The sequence below is a fragment of the Pseudoalteromonas sp. SG44-17 genome (genome assembly GCF_014164235.1).
Lineage (GTDB): Bacteria > Pseudomonadota > Gammaproteobacteria > Enterobacterales > Alteromonadaceae > Pseudoalteromonas > Pseudoalteromonas rhizosphaerae.
Genome location: NZ_JACJEV010000006.1, coordinates 125,946 through 147,974, shown reverse-complemented (window position 1 = coordinate 147,974; position 22,029 = coordinate 125,946). Strand labels below are relative to the sequence as shown.

At 40.9% G+C, this 22,029-nt stretch carries 8 protein-coding genes; 1 reads left to right on the top strand and 7 read right to left on the bottom strand.

The window, feature by feature from the left end; all coding sequences use genetic code 11:
- Window positions 1–549: 549 nt before the first annotated feature.
- Window positions 550–6,720: a pectinesterase family protein gene (locus H5182_RS06870; RefSeq protein ID WP_182759771.1), complete on the bottom strand. Its 6,171-nt coding sequence runs from the start codon at window positions 6,718–6,720 to the stop codon at window positions 550–552.
- 80 nt (window positions 6,721–6,800) lie between these two features.
- Entirely contained in the window at window positions 6,801–9,770 is a 2,970-nt protein-coding gene (locus tag H5182_RS06865; protein ID WP_182735175.1) for a TonB-dependent receptor, read from the bottom strand.
- A gap of 200 nt (window positions 9,771–9,970) precedes the next feature.
- Between H5182_RS06865 and H5182_RS06860 the strand changes: the two genes are divergently transcribed.
- Window positions 9,971–11,398: a polysaccharide lyase family 1 protein gene (locus H5182_RS06860; protein ID WP_182759770.1), complete on the top strand. Its 1,428-nt coding sequence runs from the start codon at window positions 9,971–9,973 to the stop codon at window positions 11,396–11,398.
- A gap of 833 nt (window positions 11,399–12,231) precedes the next feature.
- Here H5182_RS06860 and H5182_RS06855 read toward each other — a convergent pair.
- The 5 genes from H5182_RS06855 to H5182_RS06835 all read right to left on the bottom strand — a co-directional run bounded on the left by H5182_RS06855 (window position 12,232) and on the right by H5182_RS06835 (window position 21,751).
- On the bottom strand, window positions 12,232–14,781 hold the full coding sequence (locus H5182_RS06855; protein WP_182759769.1) for a glycoside hydrolase family 88 protein: 2,550 nt from the start codon (window positions 14,779–14,781) through the stop codon (window positions 12,232–12,234).
- Between the two features lie 49 nt (window positions 14,782–14,830).
- Window positions 14,831–16,279: a glucuronate isomerase gene (gene uxaC, locus H5182_RS06850; protein ID WP_182759768.1), complete on the bottom strand. Its 1,449-nt coding sequence runs from the start codon at window positions 16,277–16,279 to the stop codon at window positions 14,831–14,833.
- 91 nt (window positions 16,280–16,370) lie between these two features.
- Window positions 16,371–16,994, bottom strand: a complete 624-nt coding sequence (eda, locus tag H5182_RS06845; RefSeq protein ID WP_182759767.1) for a bifunctional 4-hydroxy-2-oxoglutarate aldolase/2-dehydro-3-deoxy-phosphogluconate aldolase — start codon at window positions 16,992–16,994, stop codon at window positions 16,371–16,373.
- A 22-nt stretch (window positions 16,995–17,016) separates the two neighbouring features.
- Entirely contained in the window at window positions 17,017–18,486 is a 1,470-nt protein-coding gene (locus tag H5182_RS06840) for a glycoside hydrolase family 28 protein (RefSeq protein WP_182735170.1), read from the bottom strand.
- 241 nt (window positions 18,487–18,727) lie between these two features.
- Complete coding sequence (locus H5182_RS06835) at window positions 18,728–21,751, bottom strand: TonB-dependent receptor (protein ID WP_182759766.1); 3,024 nt, start codon at window positions 21,749–21,751, stop codon at window positions 18,728–18,730.
- Between the last annotated feature and the right edge of the window lie 278 nt (window positions 21,752–22,029).

Sequence of the window (22,029 nt, the reverse complement as noted above, 5' to 3'; positions counted from 1 at the left end):
GTAGAGCGCTTACTTCTATCCGTAATCCAATAATACTTTTTTGATTTAATTCATGAGTTAATTAAATCTGAGGAGCACCTTTGATAAAATAGCATGAAATATCGGTGTTAAACGAAACGGCCGATATGCTGCCTAAAGGATAAAATGCATAGCGCCCGTTTTTAATATCTGGAACATTTTGAGCGCTGTAAGCCCCGGCTGATATCAATCGTATTAAGTTACTGACCATTTATAGCGACAGATAAATACAGTGATAACAAGGCAGGAATTTTGATAGGGTGTTCTTGGCAATTGCTCCTGCATTGCTCTACCTCCTGCATCTATGCAGTCGTACTTGAAAATTACTAACTCAATTTAATAACGTTAACTTCATGCCCTCGCTCTTTAACCGCAGCGCCTGTTAATCTCTTTGTGAATTATTAACTTGAAGATTTTGTTGCGCAAAGAGAAAGGAATGATATGGATAAAAAAATACCCTTGCTGTGCGGGGCAAGGGTATTGGTAACTATCAAATTGTGTGAAAGCAGCGCTTGGCTGCTCTCATTACAACTATTGGATGGTTATTTCATCCAATGTGATAGTTGCTTCACTTTCCGTTCTGAGAGTGATGAATGAGGTAGCTGTGGCTACCAATCCATCGACGGTGTACGTTTGACCTGGGACTAAGTCTTGAAGTTGTACTGAGTAGAACTTCGATGAACCACCGTGGATTGAATTAGCGCTACCAGAGGTGTTGTTATCTACATATATTTGGAAGCTTTTTGCTGTATTGCCTGCTACAGCCGCGACTTGAAAGCTCACTTGATAACTGTTACTTAAATCAAGTAACCCCGTGGTGCTTGCATCTGCTGAGGTTGTACTAACCGCAGGGGTAGTATTCGCTATACTAATGCGTGCCCCTGTCATGGTTAATTGGCCTGCTGATACATCAATAGCGCCTGTTACACGATGGAACAGCGGCGTACCAGATCCAGCTAAGCCCGATAAGTCGCGGTAACTATTACTAAAAAACTCGTCCGTATTCGCTGCAGCAAAATTTTCAGTAAAGGGTAACCCAAGCGGCTCTTGCACAGGTGGCTCACTTGGCGCTGCAATGTCAGGGATGTCTAAATCGCTTTGATCCGTTTTACCAATACCGGCATGGGCAATAACATGCGCTTTAACATCCATTACTGGTGTTAACTTATACTCATAAGGTGCTTGGTATGAGCTGGTGGGTGTCATACCAGTAGCAGTAACCTCTGCAGCCACATCGCCGTCAGCCACATCACCCCAAGTAACACCTTCACCTAGGTAGTTACCCGAGGTATTCCAATAACCAATTACTTTTGAGTAAAAAGAGACCACAGGATTTTTAGTATGCTCAAAGTAGTTATTCTCAATATGTAGCTCTGCGCCCATTCGTGAGTTAATCGCGCTAGAGGTGATATTGTTATAATAGTTGTTGAAGAGATGACCTTGACCAAATCTAAACAACGGAACACGCGATATGATGTTTTCAAAGCGGTTATGGTGAAAGGTAATATGACGATTCTTGTTGCTGCTCGAGTCATCATCACTGTGACCATGGAGTGACGTTTTCCAGCTATCGTGAATATAGTTATATGAAATGGTAATGTTTTCAGCACCCGATTTAGAATCGATTAAACCATCATAATAATCTTGATCAACATTTAACGATGAATATAGTTCGTTATGATCAATCCAGATATTCGCGGTAGGTTTATTTTCATCACCTTCAATCGAAATACCATCTTTACCGCCGGTAAGTACTTCATGGATTTTTAAGTTTTGGATAATGATGTTATTAGCACGACGAATAGCAATGCCGATACCACTTAGCTCACCACGATCTGCCACACCAATGATTGAGATATTATCCATATCTTTAATTTCGATAGAAGAATTATCGCCGCCACTGTTTGCATCAGTAATGACACCATCGACATAAATAGTCACTGGAACACCTGATGATTTTGCTTGTGCTAAAGCCGATTTAAGCGCTGTGCCATTATCAACGGTCACTACTGTTCCACCTTCGCCACCGGTTAGGTTAAAATTATAACCAGCAAAACCCAGACTATTATTCACCGGTGTTACTGCAATTGGCTCATCTGGCAAGATTGGGATAGCTAGTGGTTCAGGTGTCCAACCTTGGCCATCATTAAAGCTTGCAAAAATAGCGTTACGCTCAAGTAAGTTAACTACGTCGCTGTCTTGCATAATGTAACCGCCAACACGGGCACTTAAATCAAGGGTATTACCTGCTAAATCCATGCTGCCATACTCGCGCCAGCCACTGGTAGCCGTTGCAATTTCTGGATTTGGTGCAGGTTGACTGTTAACTCCTTGCACAGCCCAACCTGAGGTTGCAATGTGAGTATCAAATTTATTATTGATAAGAGTAACATTATCAAAATATGTGTCACTGCCACCACTGCGTGCAATATAGGTTGAATTATCTAACACATCATTGCCAATTGGTCCTGGGCCATGAGTAAAGCGGTTATTTAAGAAGATAAAGCCAGGATCTGTTTGCACAGGTACGCGGGCTTGTAACACATAACCACCTGATGAGTCTTTAGTTGGATCTCCATCTTTGGAGTCACCAATGGTGCGAATTTCACTGTCTTCAAATAATGCAGTGACCGGGTAGCCCCAAATAAAGTCAACATTACCTGCAACTAAGCTATTGTAAAACCATGTGTAACCTTTAAGTAATAGGGTATCTTGTTCGCTAATAAAGCTGGCATTATTAGCCACTAAACGACCATTACTATTAAAGTAAATAGTTTCAGCTTGGTTTGAATCAACATTGTTACGCAAGTGGGTGTTTTTCAATGTTAGGTTGTTGATCACTAACATATCCGCACCTTCAACTAAGAATACACCACGACCGCCGCCCGGTGTGCCAGAACCTATAGGCGCACTGCCACCTGAGCCACCATTGAGTGTTTCGTAGTTTTCGTACTGAATAATGGTATTGTCTTGGCTTTGCCCTTGTATTGTTACGTTATTTTTATTACGTAAGAACAGCAGTTCGTTGTAGATCCCATCTTTGACTGAAATGATAGTTTGCTCATCTTTAGCAAGGCTTGCCATTGCAAAGTTAAGTGCACCTTGCACGGTTCTAAAGTCAGCTACACCGTCATCATCAACCAGTAGTTGATTGCTTGCCGGCGTTGTCACTTTAGTGGTGAACGTCCATTGGCTATTATCACCGAGGCCAATAAAATCAGCACCGTTTAGTTGTGCGCCTAGTACCACGTCATCACCAATGACAACACGATAAGTATGGCCATATTCAAGCACATTATTATGCGGTTTAATGGTTAAGGTATTGCCTTCAATCGTGAGCGGGTAGTAGTACACAGAGCGCAATCTATCTTGGCCTGTGTAACCAATCACATCGACATTTTTACCAACTTTGAGGGTATCAACAAGGGTGTTGTCGTTTTGTTTATAAATACGTATTTCACCTAAACTACCAAACGTAGGGGCGTTATCAAAAGTAATCGATAACTGGGTATCAACAAATTGGCTATCGCTAGCAATCGCTGGCATCACTTTATCTGTTAAATCACCATAGTCAGCGGTTGGCATAACAAAGCCTTCTGCAACAGAGACTTTAATAGTACGCGTAATACTTGGGTCTGAATCCGATACAAATGTGACCGTTGCATCGCCTGCAGCAATCGGTGTAAGGGTGATCGCATTTCCATCGATTGCAACGCTCACCACTGCTTCATTGCTTGAAGTGACCGTGTAGGTGTCGGCTGTGATACCGTCGTTTTTAATTGCTGTAACGTTGATCAACAATGGATCCATACTGGTACTTGTGTCCCAATTAGGCTCTTTGTAATCAAGGGTTAACTGAATTGGCTTGATGCTAGGGTCGCCCACTTTTACATCATCAATTTCAAACGAACGATTATTCGTAAACACACCAATTAAGCCACGCGCTGTATAGCTGGTATCAGTCGCAGAGCCCATTTTCTCACCATCTAAGTACACGGTAAGTTGGTCATCAATCATTTCAAAGCGAGTGGTGTACCAAACGCCATCTTCTGTAGCGCCTTTTTCACCGAGTAAGATTGGTGATTTTGTTTGCACCGGACGCGAAATTGATCCTTCGCTACTAACGGCAACTTCCACTTGCGTACTGCTTGATGAGTTTTGCACATTTAAGCCACCGGCGTACCAATTACCGGCATTTAAATAGCGTGCCATCAGAAAGATCTGCTTATTGGCCGTTGTAGAGTTCTGACGTGGGCGAATTTTCGCTTCAACAAAGTAGTTACCTGTCGCAGGTACGTTTGCCATAGCTTCTTCAGTGGCTAAAATTAGCTCGCCACCAGCACCGCCTGCGGTGTATCGCATCATGTTATTACCCATAATGTCGAGTACATCAAACTCACCCATTGGGGCTTCAGTGTTATCTGGCTTGGCTAAAATTTGCCAATTATTTAAATCACCATTGGCAAAGTCATCACAAAAATACAGTTCAGGTGCATCCGTGCAGCTAAATACAGATGGATCTTTAACATACTCAACTCTGAGGTTATTGATAACCACAGTGCCGCCAGTTTCGGTACGTAACTGTAAAAATGAATTTTTAGTCGCAAGCTTTCCGGGTACTGTTAAAGTTTGACCAGGGGTAAGCGAGTTGATCAATTCATTATAAAAACGTGAGTCATTACCATGGATTGATTTAGAACTGCTTGATGAGTTGTTATCCACATAAATTTGGAATTTATTATCACCTTCAGGGTCACTTACACTGACAATATCCATCACCACTTGATAAGGACGAGACAAATCCAGTGCTCCACTGGTGGTGGTATCCGTTGCTGCTGTTTCAATACCTGGTGTGGTGTTACCTAATGTGAAACGTCCTCCATTGAGTTCTAATCCAGTATCAATCACAGTGACTGAGCCGCCTGTTTTGCTAAACATGGGGATTTCATCGCCGTTAGCATCAATAACTTTTTGATGATCAACAGAGAAAATATCCGCAGTAAGTGCGGTAAAGTCAGTGATAATTGGTAATTCTATTGTTGGGATCTCACCTTGAACAGGTGGTTCAACAGGTGGCTCAACTGGCGGTTCAACATCTGGCACATCTGTAGCAACTGTTTCAATGGTTAAGTTATCAATGACAATCATTGCCGCTGAATCAGTGCGTATTTGGAAATATGAATTTTTAATCTCAGGATTTAAAATACCACGGGCATCGATATTAGTTAGATCTGGGCCGGTATTTACATCTTCACCTGGAATGTACGTATAAGAGAACTTTTTACCTGCAGGGGTGTTGGTTTCGTTTATATCTTTACCATAAAACTTTGAAGCACCACCATGCACTGAATTACTTTGACTGGCAGTATTATTATCAACATACAGCGATAATCCACCGGCACTATTATGAGAAATAACATCAAAGCTAATGGTAAACCCTTCGCTTAAATTATAAATCCCCACACCTGAGCTATCAGTCGCTGTTGATTCTTTGCCGGGCAGAGTATTACCGATTGTAATACGGTCGCCTTCTAGAATTAGGTGGCCTGCTACATCGTCAATTTTTGCACTACCGCCACTTTTAAAATATAACGGGCCGCTGCCTTGCTCATCCGATAAGCTTTTATAGCTCGATGAGAAAAATGTTTCAGTGTCAGTATCAAACTCTTCAATTAAGGCTAAACCAGCTTGCTGTGCTAAATCATTGAGTTTAACTAACTCTTCTTGAGCTTGTTGTTCGGAGAACACTAAAATATTGTTTTTAGCATCATCATTACTATCACAAGTAAGCACCAGTGTTGCCAGTGCGCTTGCATCGCTGGTGGCACAAACACTGTAGGTGTTATTAACCGTATTATGCGAACGAGAGATTATATACTCAGTGGTAGCAGACTCGCCCTCAACTGAGGTCAGTGCAAGTACACGGTTACCGAATAAAAACGAATAATTGCCTGTTACTGTTTTGTTACCATCCACTACTTGGCTGAATGTTCCACTAAGGTTTGCTTCATCAACGGGCGTGAATATCAACTGTGTAATACTTGCCTCACTGCCTTGTACTAACGGGTTATACAATGTTCCGCTAAAATCGGCAGTATTAAATGCTAAAGGTTGTGTGCTGTTGTATTGCTTAAAAATAAAATCAACAAAGTGCACAATGGCCTGATCAGTAGGCACTAACGCTGTGTTAGCCGAGCCTGCATCAGCGAGCCATGCATTTACGTTCGCCTCAAACTCGTCGCTACTAAAATAATCAGTAACTGTTTGTCCTTCACTAAGCGTCATCTGCGCTGCCTGCGCAGCTTGCGCGCTAATGGTGATCCCATTACTTGGATCGCCATCAACATCGAGTGACTGCAATAAACGTAAGCTATTTATAACAGCGGGGTGAAACACGGTATCTGTTGAAAATAAAGCAAGTGGGGTAAGCACATTTGCTGCGGCAACCGTGGGGAAGGTAAGCTCACCAATGGAAAACACGACGGCTTCCCCCCTAAAGTAATCAAACTGTCCTTCAGCTGTGGTTACGCCATTAGTAACCGATGGGCTATTATAAGTTAAACCAGCAACAGGGCTGTCAACAAACACCCCTTGGATAGCGGGTAACGGGGCTTCTTTTATATTAATAGAACTTTCTTCACCGCAGCCTGCCAAAATCGCGGTGATCAGCAAACATGATGGTATTTTTATTGTATTATTCATGCATCCCTCCAAGGATGAAAGCGTGTCTTCTACGCGTTAATTGTGTGTGAAATTAACGATTTTTATTACTTCATTGATTGTTAATAAAATTTATAATTCATACCTAACTGGAATGTGCGGCCATAATCTTCACGCTGGTAGAGGATCTCGCCACCAGATTGCTCATTACCGGTGAAGTAACGTAGATCTGATTCGTCGGTTAGGTTAATTGCATCAAAGTACACGCTGAGGCTTTTTGAAAAGTCGTATTTTACTTTTATATCAAAAGTCATTATGTCGTCTTGGTAAATATCAGCCCATGTTTTGCAAGTATGACTATCGGCTTTATTCGCTGACACAGGGCAAGAGCCAACTTCTTCAAGAATATCAGAGCGGTAATTACTAATTAGGCGTAACGAGAATGACTCATCTTCCCAGCCCACGGCAATATTACCGGTAACGTCAGCCTGACCAGGCAGTGGCATTTTATCTTGACGAATAGTGGCATCGAGCTCAGCTTCACTTTTTACAAATGTCATATTACTTTGCCAAAATAAACCATTCTCAAAGAACTGGTTGTAACTCAATTCAATACCATAAACAGTTGCTTTATCGCCGTTTAAAGTGATATCGACCTGATTGAGAACAAGATCTTGTGGAATTGCAAAATCAGACACTTGATTAACTGGTAAAGTCAGTGGTAATTCGTCTATCCCCATTTGAATACCGGTGACATCGACGATGAAGTTATCGATATTTTTGTAAAATACTGCTGCTTCCATAAATAACTCTTTTGATGGATACCAGCCAAATGATGCATCAAAGTTGTCAGATGTCATAGCTACTAGATTAGGATTACCAACTTGTACTGCGTTATCGGGTCCTAAAATATAACCTTGAAGTTCAATGGCGCTCTGCCCATCTGGCGAACTGTAACATTCGTTCGTTGTTGGATCGCATAAGCTTATGTCGTCATCAAACTTAGCAAAACCACGAGCTTGTTTAAAAGAAGGGCGGGTGTAACTGGTCCATAATGAAGTACGTACCAAAATTTGATCGCTAGGCTCATAGCGAACATGAATACTCGGGAAAAACTCACTATAGGTAATTGACGATTCAGGTAATGGGATTGCTAAATCAAGCATTTTGTCATTGCCAAAATCCCAGTCATCGTTTTCAAGCGACATAAAACCAGTTGAAGAAAACTCAGTATGCGCATAGCGTACACCGGTGATCACGGTTAGTTGCTCAGAAAGTGGCATTTCAGCCATGATAAAAGCTGCATAAGTGTCTTCAGTAAGCGTGTAATCTTCTTTGGTACTGTCAATTGACTCTTCGCCACCGGTGGCACTTTCGCGTGTTATTTTTGTAGAATTTACAATGTATTCAACATCCTGTTGGCTTACAAATGGATAGGTAAATAAACCACCTGCTGGCACCGCGTAATTATAATCAGTGATATTTGATGTTGCGACATCCATACAGGTTTGGTCGCCACCGCAATCGGCGCTATTAACGGTATAACTCCAGCGATCTTTATTATTGTAATGCTCTCGTTCATTATAAGTACCGCCAACTTTAATAAAGTTAAGGTATTGGTAATCAAAATCTTTTTGTAAGTTTAACTTCAGGCTAGTAATTTCATCTGTACGGGTACTGTCTTCCATAAACAGATTATCGTATTCCATATTTGATAAATCGCTGATATCACCATCGGCTTCACCAGCAAATACATCTTCGTCATCTTTAAGGGCAAACCCGCCCAGAGCTGCTGCTTCTGCAGGGGTCAATACTTTAGCGATAATGTTGTCTCTGCTGCCTTTACCATAGACGATATTTTCGCGTTCACGAAATTGGGCTCGTCGATCCCCGACTGATTTATCTTCAGTTTTAGAGTAAGCAAATTCATAATCGACACGCCATGAATCAGCGATATAGTTTTCACCACCAACACTGAAATTAGTCGTAGTGGTTTCACCTTCTTGAATAAAGTACTGGTTGAAGACATCCACATCTGACAGAGCAAACTCTTTTGTTTCTGCATTCACATAGATAACTTCATCGGCCTCATCGCCATTATAAAAGTTGTAAAACTCACGTTGTGCAATATCCCCATCAGTGTAATTAGAGTAATTACCACGTAAGTAATAAAAACTGTCTTCTGAGGGTTTAAATTCAAAATTGAGGGTTGCGGTGGAGCGTTTTCTATCGGCGATTTCTCGGCGATTTTCTAGTTGTGCCGGAATTAATATTTCTGGTGCATTGCTAAGTTGCTCTTCACTTAGACCAATCCCACCTTGTAAGAAGTTTAATTCACGGGTGCTATGATGGCGTACTTCATCTACTTGAGTTTTTCTATCTTCATAAGAAAGCGCAAAACCAACACCGATTTTGTCATCTAAAAATAACTGTGTGCCATCAAGGCTAAACTTCGGCGAGTGTTCTTCTCTGAGTTCACTGTATGAATCTTGCAGCTTCATTTTTAAGGTGTTTTTACCTCGGTCATAAGCTGATATGGCTCTGACATTAACTGAGCCACCAATAGAGTTAAGGTTCATATCGGGTGTGAGAGTTTTAAAAACTTCAATGGCACCCAGAGAATCACTGGTGATGCCATCAAGACCAATCTTACGATCATCGCCTGCACCGGAAAGCTCAGCACCATTCATACTTACCGAAACGAATTTAGGACCTAAGCCCCGAACTGCAATATATTTACCTTCACCTTCACTGCGCTCTAAAGTGACACCCGGGATCCGACGCAGTGACTCAGCAACATTTTGGTCAACAAAGTTACCCATGTCATCGGTGGCAATCACAGAGCTAAACGCTTTGCTGTCACGTTCCATAGCGCGTGCTTTTAAATCAGCTTGGTAAACACCCGTTACAGCTATTATTTCTATATCGTCTTCAACAATTTGTGCTGATTTGGTTGGTTCTTGTTCAGCATTGGTTGTGGTTTTTTGTGTATTATTTTCAACCTTTGGCTGTGCAGGATCGGCCGTTTGTGCATAAATTGGCATTGCTACCAGTAATGCCGCAGCGATCGCGCTTAATCTCATGCTCTTCATTTTTATTCCTTTTTCAGGCTTTTAATTGTGTGTGCAAGTTATGCGATTCCCGTTGATTTAAATCCCAACTTGCCACCGGTGGCAAAATGGAATAACATGAAGTTAACACTGTATTAATAATGTTGTCAATTTATTAGCCATCAACATGTGTATTTTTTTATTTAAACCCTAAAGTGTAAAAGCAATTTTAAAGGACCATTATGCAATTATTGCAAAATAATCACTCAAAATATCTGCACATAGCTTACATGTGTATGATTTTTGTGTTTACTATTTCTATTTCAGCTAAATTATCTGCTGAACAAATAAATGCTAATTTAGCATTTCCTTCTGCGCAAGGTTTCGGAAAATATGCAACCGGAGGAAAGGGCGGTGAGCTTTATATTGTCACAAGCTTAGCAGATCAAGCTGATAAACCAATTGAGGGTACGTTACGCTATGCGGTAGAGCAAAAGCATCCTAGAACCATTGTTTTTGCGGTGTCAGGAGTGATAAAGCTGGTAGACGAACTTAAAATTTCACACGGCAATATCACCATTGCAGGACAAAGCTCGCCTGGAGGTATTACCCTTATTGGTGCACCTGTGATTGTGTCGTCCAGTACTAACGTGATTATTCGCTATATGCGCTTTCGTTTAGGTACATTTGGTTACGCAGATGACTCTTTGTCAGTACGAAATAGTGATACGGTGATAATTGACCACTGTTCATTAAGTTGGTCGGTTGATGAAACTGCAAGTTTTTATAATAACCGCAATTTCACACTACAAAACTCAATGATTTCGCACAGTTTAAGCCATTCAATTCACCCTAAAGGAGATCATGGTTATGGTGGTATTTGGGGCGGAGCAAATGCAAGTTTCATTAATAATATACTCGCTAATCATGCCAGCAGAACACCAAGGATCAACGGGCATAGACTTAAATCACCATACGCACAAAATGAAGAGTTTGTTGAAATAATTAATAATATTATTTTTAACTGGGGACATAACAATGTGTATGGCTCAGAAAATGGTCGTTTTAACCTGATCAATAATTACTATAAGCCAGGCAAAGCAAGTAAGATCATGCAGTTTGCGGATATTTGGTACTCCCCTGAGATAAAAGAAAATCAGGCGTATATTATGGGTAATGTACTTGAGAACAATCCACAACTGAGTGAGCATAACTACTTAGGTGTAAACTACCGTAAAGCAGTCAAAGCAAAGCGCACAAAGAGTGATACAAAGAGCCCTTGGTTAAGCGATAAAGTAATTATTACATCTGCTGTGCAAGAATCGTTGGCCTATATTAGTGCAGAGCAAGCATTTTATACTGCCACCAAAGCACAAGACATTGGTGCAAGCAAAAATGCCAATGGCCGATTTATTGATAGTGTTGATAACTTAGTTTATCAACAATTAATAGACGCTGTGCCCATCAAGAAAAACGGTCTAATAGACCACGAGTTTGAATTAATAGGTAGTTGGGATGCTTATGAAAAACAATTTATAGGCTTTACAGCAATCACAGATGCCGATCAAGATGGTGTGGATGATAACTGGCTAAAACAACATCAGCCGCAATTGAAAAATGCCACTAAAGAGCATGTTTTACAGCAGTACTTAAATTCACTTAGCGAATAATAAAGCAAAAACCACTTTGACTTTAACAGATCTGTTAAGTCATCGTGGCTTTCGATTATAACTTCAATAGTGTTCAACGACTGTTAGCGAATTGTGCTGTTAAAAAGTCATCAATAACGGCAGTCGTTGGTGTTAACCACGGCTGGAATAACCAAAATGAATGCTGCGCGCCTTTGAATTGATAAACTTGGCTGGTTATTTGTAATTCCTCTAACTTTTGTATTGCGCTGTTTCGGCCTGCTCGAGAGCGTGGTACTGAGCTATTAATGAAAAGTGTCGCAAACGCGTTGTTATCAATATAGGAAATAGGTGATGCACAGCGCTAACGTTGTGGGATAGTTTCATAACGGTCCCCCCACCTCTTGCTAGCTGAAGTGAAATCACTTAACCCATCAATATTATAAGCGCTTGGACATTAATTCGCTTCGAGTCATTGTCGTTGCTATCAACAATCCCGCCTGTAGACTAATAGCGTTGCTCTGGTTGGCGCAGATAGAGCTTCACGAATGACAGTAACACTAAGCAATGGGTAGTGTAGTCCCATCGCGGTTAATCGCGCCAATAGGTGGTGTACGCCTGAAGGTTACAGAGCATCTCAGAACTAGCCATTTGTACTGCATAGCTCAGTGAGTTGTTATTATTTTGCGCAGACCCATCCATTATTGAACAAAATAAGCAGCTGATAAAAAATGTTTTTATTTGCGGTGTTTTTATTATACGCATCATAAATCATTATGAGCTTACTGTGCTGATGTGGTTGAAGGGAAAGCGAGTTTTAGCCAGTAAACAAAGTCCAATGTACTTTGTTTACTGGCTAACTTATCAGAGGCTGTTTAGTTGTTACCAGCTAGAAGCTTAGCTATTTCAAGGCTTGCTAGAATGAAGGGACCATTTCCTTTAGGATCATTTTTACTGATCGGTTCGCTCATGTAATAGTGAAAACTACCATCACGGCCAAAGCCAAGTCCTGCAACATAGCATTGGTTTGTCATACTCACCGTGCCATCGTTATGGACTAATGTAAATTGGTTAAGTAAACCTTGATAAGCTGCAAGCGCCGTGTCTTGATAATCAGCATCGATATAACCGTTATTAAGCGCTTTGGCATAAAAATAAGCGAACATTGCTGTTGCAGTAGATTCTTGGTAGTTGCCCAAAGCCGTTGGTTTGTCTAAAACTTGCCACCATGTGCCGGTATCAGTATTTTGAACTTTGGCTATATCCGTGGCTAACTCTTTTACTATGGCGAGTAAGGTATCGCGTTGCTCTGTGTTTTTTGCTGGAATGTAATCGAGTACATCAACCACTGCCATAGCGAGCCACCCCATACCACGGCCCCAAAACTCTGCCGAAACGCCGGTTTGTTTATCAGCCCATGCTTGCTGTTTTGATTCATCCCATCCGTGATAGTACAGTCCAGTTTTTGGATCGCGAAGCGCTTCACGCGTAAGCTTAAATTCATTTACCACTTCAGCAAAAGTTTCTTGTTGCTGGTGGCCCGTTTCAAATAAGCTGGCATACTGGGCTAAAAATGGCATACCCATATAAACGCCATCAAGCCACACTTGATGTTGATATTTGTTTTTGTGCCAAAATGCGCCTTGTGATATACGTGGCTGTAACTGTAACTGCGCTCGTAACGCTTTTGCAGCCGTTAAGTAGTTTTGTTGCTTGGTATCTTGGTATAGCTGGATAAGGTTGCGACCAGGTGGAATATTATCGATATTAAAATTGCTTTGTTTATAGGCGGTGATTTTGCCTTGTTGATCAATAAAGCTGCCAGTAACTTGGGCAATCACATTTTTATATGTTTGCTCATCCGTTGCCAGTCCTAATTGATAATAGGCATACGGTTGTAAGCCAATAATATCGTATTCAAACTTTGGGCTGCGTTTACGGTTCACATCCCAGCCACCAGCATGGTAACCCAGTGTTTTTCTTTGTAGTTCTGAATCGGCAAGGGCACTAGCCCACTCGAGTGCTGACTCCTTACTCAGTCGCTGCGTTGTTTGTTTTGCTGTTACTGTGGTATGCAAAGTAATACGAGGTTTAATTGTCAATCTTTCAGCTTGTTGATTCAGGTACTCAATAAAGCTTTCTTTATCGTTAATACCACTTTCAGGCTGCCACACTGAGGCAAAATAGTAATCTACATGCTGTGTACTTTGCCCTTTAGGTTTTAGTACTGCAAGGTAGTTATTTTTGTCTTGGCGTACATCAATAACATCACCTTTTTTAAAAAATACCGCCATCCCTAAAGCTGATTTATCTAAACTCTGATTGCCCCAACTGGCAATATAGCTGTAGCCATAATTACTCATTGCATCCAGATCACCTTGAATAAGCTCAGTATCATGATGCTTAACAACACCGGCGACTAAATTAGACAAGTCTTTATCTGTTGCAAGTGAAACATGTGCTAAGCGTGAGCCGCCGTGCATACTAATGTTAGCGATAAGGTTTTGTTGTTGATAACTATTTTTCCAGCCTTGATACTCAATTTGGATACTGGCACGTAGATCACCATTTTCAAGGATACGTGCTGTACGTTTGCTAACATCAGATACATGTTCTAATTCATCATTAGAGCCCATTAAACCAAAGCCGCCAGCGCCTAATGAATTGCCCACTTTAAGTATATCCATTCCCCAGTCTTGTTTGTCATGATACGAATCATATCCATCAAGGCCAACGGTATGTAACACTGGTTTAGTGGTTAACTTGCCAAAAATATCAAAGCCATTACGCCAATCTAAGTAAAAGCGATAGCCTACTTTATCCGACTCAATACCTGGGCCTTCATAACGGATCCAGTTTGAATGATCGGTGTAATAATCTGGTGGGGAAAGTTCTTCAACATTTTTAAATTCACCGCCAACATATTCTTTTTTGCCTGTGCCAATTTGGTGTTTTGGCGGGCGAGAATGTGGTTGCCATTGGCCACCTTCTTTGTGAGCAAGATCAGCTTGAACGCGCTTGGTTTCTACTGTGATTGGATGTTTACTCTGCTGTGTAATAGTGACTTCAACAGGCTTATCATTTAAATCGACAATAAAATATATACCGTCAAGTTCACCGTCTGAATCAATATCTACTGCTTGGCTAGGTAATACTTGCTGCGCCGTTTTTATTGTTAACGCAGATGCTTGGCTCAGACCTAAATCGTAGTAGCTAAGATAGATAGGCTCATCAGGGCGTTTAAATGAAGATGGATTAACAATGTCCACTTTAGCAACTAATGCGCTACCAATGGAGTTAGTTTCACTCGCTTGCAGTGGTGTTTTAAGATCTGCATGTTCTTGGCAGGCACCCAATAATAGGCTTGAGCTTAGAACTGTTCCTATCATAACGCGTTTTGATAGCAGTGATGTTTTGAAAGTCATTGTCTGTCCTCAATGGTTGAGCCACTTAAATTAAGTGGCTCTATTATTGTTATTTATCGAGATTGTATGCTTTTTTCACTAGCCCATAGGTTAGTTGATAAGCCAGAGTCTGTGCAGTACTGTCGCTAATTTGATGATTTGCTACAAGCTCTGCTAAATAGCGACAATCAACGCGGCGTGCGACATCATGACGAGCTGGAATTGATAAAAATGCGCGGGTGTCATCATTAAAGCCAACCGTGTTATAAAAACCAGCTGTTTCTGTTGTTTGCTGTCTAAAACGAAGCATACCGGCAGGGCTGTCATGAAACCACCACGCAGGGCCTAATTTAAGGCTAGGGTAGTGACCAGCTAGTGGCGCAAGCTCACGACTGTAGGTTGTTTCATCCAAAGTAAATAAGATGATTTTAAGATCTGGGTGATTTCCGTATTTGCTCAAGAGTGGTTTGAGTGCGTTAACGTATTCAGTTTGGCTTGGGATATCACAGCCTTTATCACGGCCAAATTGATCAAACACCGCTTGGTTATGATTACGATGTGCACCGGGGTGAATTTGCATCACTAAGCCATCTTTAATACTCATACCGGCAAGTTCAGTGAGCATTTGCCCTCGGAATAACTCTTGCTCTTGCTCTGAAGCCTGACCTGTAAGGCATTTGGCAAATAATGCTTCACATTCACTTAGTGATAAATCCGCAGTAAGTGCAGTAGGGTGACCATGATCAGTTGCTGTTGCACGACCTTCAATGCGAAAGTAATCTCGGCGAATTTGAATGGCCGCTAAGTAACCTTGCCAAGTTGTTGTATCTTGGTCTGTGATTTCACCGAGTTTAATTACGTTGTCGATAAAATCTTCGCGGCTTGCATCAACAACATCATCAGGTCTAAAGGTAGTGATAACACGTTTTGCCATTGCAGAGCCTGCAATTGCGCGGTGGTGCGGGAGCTGATCAAGTGCACCCTCTGTTGTGGCAATTAGTTCAATATTAAAGCGGTCCATCAGTGCATGAGGCTTGAACTCGGGTGTTGCTAACGCAGCTGTAATTTTTTGATAATAGTGCTGACCATTTTCAGAGCAAAGTTTTTCTGTAAAACCAAACACATCACTAAATACCGCATCTAACCAATAGCCACTTGGCGTACCTGCATACAGGTGATAGTTATCAGCAAAGATTTGCCATACTTTTTCAGGAGCAGCTGCTTTTGAACGTGCCATATCGCCTTGCAGCCCATGCTCTGGCACGCCTAAATCAGTCATTGGGATCCCCTGACTATAAAGCATTCTAAATACGTAGTGATCGGGTTTTATAAATAGCTCAGTAGCATTGCCAAAGTTTTCATTTTCATTAAACCAACGAGGATCAGTGTGACCGTGCGGACTAACAATCGGTAAGTCTTTAATTGATTCGTATAACTTTCTAGCGATTGCAACAACGGTAGGATCGCTCGAAAACAAACGATCTGGGTGCAATTCTAAAGGTTCAATATTGCCAGACATGGAAGATTCCTTAACTGTTCTGCTTGTTATTTGCCACCGGTGGCATGTAAAGGTAAATTACACTGACAGCACGTGGCAGTCAATATGTAAATTAATTGTTATTTAGTACCTGAAGGCAGGCTTGCGTGATTTTTTCATAGTCTTTACTTTGTACCCATTGTGATTGTGCAACCCAAGTTCCACCCACAGCCATCACATTATTAAGTGCTAAATAGTCTTTAAAGTTTTGTTCATTAATGCCACCTGTTGGGCAAAAGCGAATATCAGCAAATACGCTGCTTACTGCTTTTAAAAACTGCTCACCACCACACAAAGAAGCTGGGAATAGCTTTTGCTCAGTAAAGCCATACTCTTTTGCAAGTAAAATATCGGCGGTGTTTGAAACACCCGGCACAACGGGCACAGAAGATTGTGTAAGTGCATCTAATAATCGCGGTGATACGGCCGGTGTGACAATAAAATCACTGCCGGCGGCAAGACTTTTTGCAAGTAATGCTTGATCGGTAATCGTGCCGGCACCAACGCATAAATCGGGTAGTGCTTTTTTGATGGCGACTAATGCATCAAGTGACGCTGGCGTGCGCAACACAACTTCAACTAAATGAATGCCAGCCTTGTGCATGGCAGTGGCAATAGCCACACCTTCTTCGCTACTGTTTGCTTGGATGATAGGCAATATAGGTTGGTTGCCTAATAATGTTGAAAACACGGTCATACAATTTTCCTATTAATACTTATTATTTTTGTAATTGAGCCATAGTTAAAGGCTGTTTGTTTAAAGTGACATTGGTTAAGCTCATGTTATTCACATTAGCAACAATAGAATCATCACCCACTTGGTCAAAATGACAGTCGATAAAATGGATATCGTTCATTGGTGCGCGTGCAAAGCCATTGAGGTAAAAAGCCTTACTCAACACATTTTTACAATGTAAGTTTTCTATTTGAATATCCCGCACTGTTGGGTCGAACTGTCCCGCATCGCCTTCTTCATAAAAAAAGTTGATCACAACAGCATTTTTAACTGTGCCAACTTCGATATTACGTATGCGAATATGTTCGATTAAACCGCCACGTACTGAGTTAGTTTTGATACGAATAGCACGCTCTAGGTGGGGGCTGTCCATGGTGCAGTTTTGCACAAAGACATTATTTACACCGCCAGATATCTCACTGCCGATCACAACACCACCATGGCCTTCTTTCATATGGCAGTTTTCAATAACAATGTTTTGCGATGCTACCCCAACACGGCGACCATCAGCATTTCGGCCCGATTTGATCGCGATGCAATCATCACCGGTATCAAATACACAGTTTTTAATGTGCACGTGGTCACAACTTTCTGGATCACAGCCGTCTGAATTAGGGCCATGGCTTGAAAAATTCACGTTATCAACCGTAACACTTTGGCATAAAACCGGGTTCACTAACCAAAACGGTGAGTTTTTAATCGTTACGCCTTCGATTAAAATATTTTTACATTTATACGGTTGAATAAAAGGAGGGCGTAAATAGGCACCAGTACTGTATATACGTTGGCTGACAGGCACACCGGCTTCGGCATCAACCATCAACTGATCACGTGCTTCACGCTGGTGCAATACTTTACCTTGGCTATCTTTAATTAAATCCCAATGACCTTCCTTATGTGGTCCTTTCCAAGGCCACCAGGTTTGGTTATCGCCATTTCCTTGCAGTGTGCCTTTACCTGTGATGGCAATATTTTCTTGCTCATAAGCATAAATAAGTGGTGAGTAGCCCATCATTTCTAAGCCTTCCCAGCGAGTAAATACTTCTGGTAAGTAATGAGTGGGATCAGTGCTAAAGCTCACTATTGCGTTATCACTGAGGTGCAAGTTAACGTTTGATAATAAATGAATCGCACCAGTGAGGTAGGTACCATCTGGAATATAGACCTGACCACCTCCTTGTGCGTGACAGGCTTCAATGGCGTTTTTAATGGCCAGTGTGCAATCATGTTGGCCATTTTCTTTTGCACCAAAGTCTTTAATATTAAATTGTTTAGCAGGGAAGGTCGGTACTACAATCGCTGATTTGATTTGTGCAGCCATTTGCCAATCGTCAGCGCTAATTGGTGCGTCAAAAACATTGAGCAAAGGGGCTGACTTACAGCCAACTAAGGTTGCTGTTACCAACGTGCTAGAAGCCAATGCTTTAAGAAAATACCGTCGTTGATTATTCATTTTGTATCCTGCTGCTGAAATTGGAATTATTATAATAGGTTAACATTAGCAGTTATTGCCACCGGTGGCAATGTGATTTTACTACAAAGTTTAAATTTTCAAAGACTTATTGTTTTTGAAAAAGTTATTTAAAATTAGTGACTAATAAAATAATCGATAGTAAAAATCATCGATTATGCACGGGGGAGAGTATTATATTGCAGACATAGCCTCAGTTAACGAGGCTATGTGTTGATTAAGTTTAGAAAGTGCCCCTTACACCCACTAAAAACTGGCGACCTGATGACAGATTTTCATAAGGGCGTGGCGTGTAAATATCATTCCACATATCTTGTTTTTCATCTGTTAAATTAACGGCTTCAAATGAAACACTCATTTTCTCTGTTAACTTGTAGCGGGCAGAGAAATTAAGCTTCGCCTTTGCATCATAACCACGCACAAAGGTTGATTCATCTTTATATTCGTCTAAATATTGTTTGTTATAGCCACTTCGGTAGTTATAAGAAAAACGAGCCGACCAATCGTCTACTTGATAGTACAAGGTTATGTTGTATGTGTTCTTTGATGTTTCTTCTTCTACTAAGTTAAGTTGCGTGCCGTAAAATGGGTCTTCTATATCACGTGTATAATCAATATAGGTGTAGTTAGTTTGTAAACCTAAGGCATTAAATGGTTCAGGTAAGAAGGTAAAAGGCTGTTGATAAATAAATTCTGCGCCCCACATGCCTTCAGCATCGGTATTGACAAGTTGCGATACTTGCCAAGTTACAGTGCTAGGATCTGTGTCGCCAAGGTCGATACCAAGTCTATCAAGTTCGGTTTGTGATAAAACCTGCTCAGAACTTGCTTTTGTTAAACCCGAAATATTTTTATAAAACAGTGATGTTGCAAGCAGTGACTCTTCAGCAAAATACCATTCCAAACCTAGATCGTATTGTTTCGCTTTATAAGGCTTGAGTGACGGGCCTGCACCCATCTTAATTGTCGCTGATGGATCATCAATACTCGGCGTATTAATACTGATTGAAGAGCGTAAATCAGATAATTTTGGGCGAGTAATTGCGTGTGAATAACTAAAGCGACCGACTAAGTCCTCTGTAATATCGTAAGCAAGGTTAAAAGACGGTAGCCATTCATCACCTTCACTTACTGATTCACGCCAGCCATAACCTGCAGCATAGTTTGCACCGTCGCCACGTCCCGCAGTGAAACCATCTTTGTAAATATGATCTAAATTTACGATACGACTGGTGTTTTTGTTATCAACATAACGTACACCAACATTACCACGTAGCTCTTTATCAAATATGTAGTTTCTGAAATCTAACTGGACAAATGCTGTAGCAACTTCTTCTTTAATATAATAAGTGCGTCTAAAATCTTCTTTGGCTTGAAAAAAGTCTGCCCCAGCAAAGGCGTTGAACATGGCATTATAATCAGGTGCTAACCAAGTACTACTGTTAAGCGTTGATGAACCAGGAATTGAAGCGTTGTTACCAAAACTTACACCTTGTTTATCTAAAGTGGTATTAAACAAGCTGCCATCAATTTGGGCTGCATCTAGCGATATAACACGCTCTTCTGCTATTGCGCCTGATGTTTTATTTGTATCTTTATTGATGTCTTTCCAGTTATTTAAATTATAGTGTTGTTCTGTTTCAAAACTACGCTGACCAACACCAAACTTAACTGTGTATTCATCGTTAATCTCGTATGTAAAATCAACTCTAATAGTTTTATTTTCACTTTCAATCGTTTGAGAGCGGTTACGCACTAAACCAGCGGTGTAATTACTTGGATCTGTCATCACCGATGCTATTTCATCTTTACTATAATTACCGCCAGGTGCCTGACCTGCAGCAAATGCAAATGACGGCATAGTGGTGTTTAACTCACCGCTACCAATCGCTTGTCCGCCCGGGTTATTAATTAATGATAAAGGGTCTATATTACTATCAAAACTATAGGCCACGGTAGATTGATTACTATCTAGGGCAAAGGTGGTCATATTCGGAATGTCTAAATCTGATTTACCCTGGCCAATTAGGAAGTTCATTTTAAAACGATCGTTAATAAACCAATTTCCAGTAAAGCTAACTTGGTCAAATGCTGATTCAGATGTATCTTTGCGTGTTTCTGAACGGATAATGGCGTTTGAATATGCACCAGCGACTATAGTGTTATTATTATCTACATAAATGTTTTCAGGAACGATATTTTTTTGATCTCGTAATAATACTTCGTAGTGATATTCTTCAGAATCATTATCCAAGCTTGCATGCAACACATCTAAGTTGAATGAGAGATCATCAGTAGGCGCATATTGAAAAGCAATTGTTGCACCAAGACGTTTTTGTTGTTTTGAATACAATGAATAGCGAGGAATACGCGGTAAATATAATCCATCTAAATTTTCATTGGTGTAATTCCCGTTAGGCATCAGTAATGTTTTAGGTGCTACGGTAAGATAATTTGAGCCACCTTGACCAACAGGTAAACCATCTTCGACAAAACTGGGGTTGTTTACAGTCCAACGTCCAGTTGATGAACCTTCACTTTGTACTGTGCCATCAGAGTATGCAATAGAGGCAAGTACACCAAACTTATTATCCCAGTTATTACTTAGCATAAAAGAAGCACGAGGCGATACATCCTCATCAACATCACTATAACGAGCATTGACATTGTAAGCGCCTTTAAATCCATCATATTGAAATGGACGCGCCGTTTGTAAGTTAACATTGCCTGAGATGCCACCGTCTTCAAGTTCAGCAGAAACGGTTTTATTAATATCTATTTGGGTAAACAGTTCAGATGCGAATACGTTAAAATCAAATGCACGAGATGTATTAGAACCACCCGCAGCGTCTGTTGCAGCACCAGCAGATGCGGACTCCATGCCATTAATTGTGGTTTTAACGTAACGAGAACCTAGACCACGAATGGTAATTTGACGACCTTCACCTGCATCCTCTTCAATAGAGATACCAGGTACACGCGAAAGTGAGTCAGCAACATTTAAGTCAGGAAATTTACCAATATCTTCAGCAATGATAGTCTCACGTGTACCAACGGCTTCACGCTTAGACATTAAAGCGGCATTGATACTACCGCGAAAACCTTTTACTTCGATCACTTCAAGTTGATCATCAGCAACAGCTTCATCTTGAGGCGCTGCATATGCTAAGCCACTGGTCAATGCGCCACTGAGTATTAAATTGGTCATTAACTTACTAAGTTTAAAATTGTGTGTGCTGGTTGTCATAGTGGTTCCACGTTCTACTTATTGTTATTAAGTTAACATGACTTGAAAGAGTGTGTTTGTCATGTACTTGTTCTGATTCTTATTACACCTAACCTCATAATCCATAATGGGAAAAACAACGAGAAAGTATGTAGCGAAGTATTGATTAATTATTTTTGCTACCGGTGGCATGGGTGGAAAGTATAATGTTATTGATGTGATGTCAAACGAAAAACATAACATCATTCATCTTTAATTTACATTTTCAATGGCGTGCGAATACCATTTAAGTGCAACAT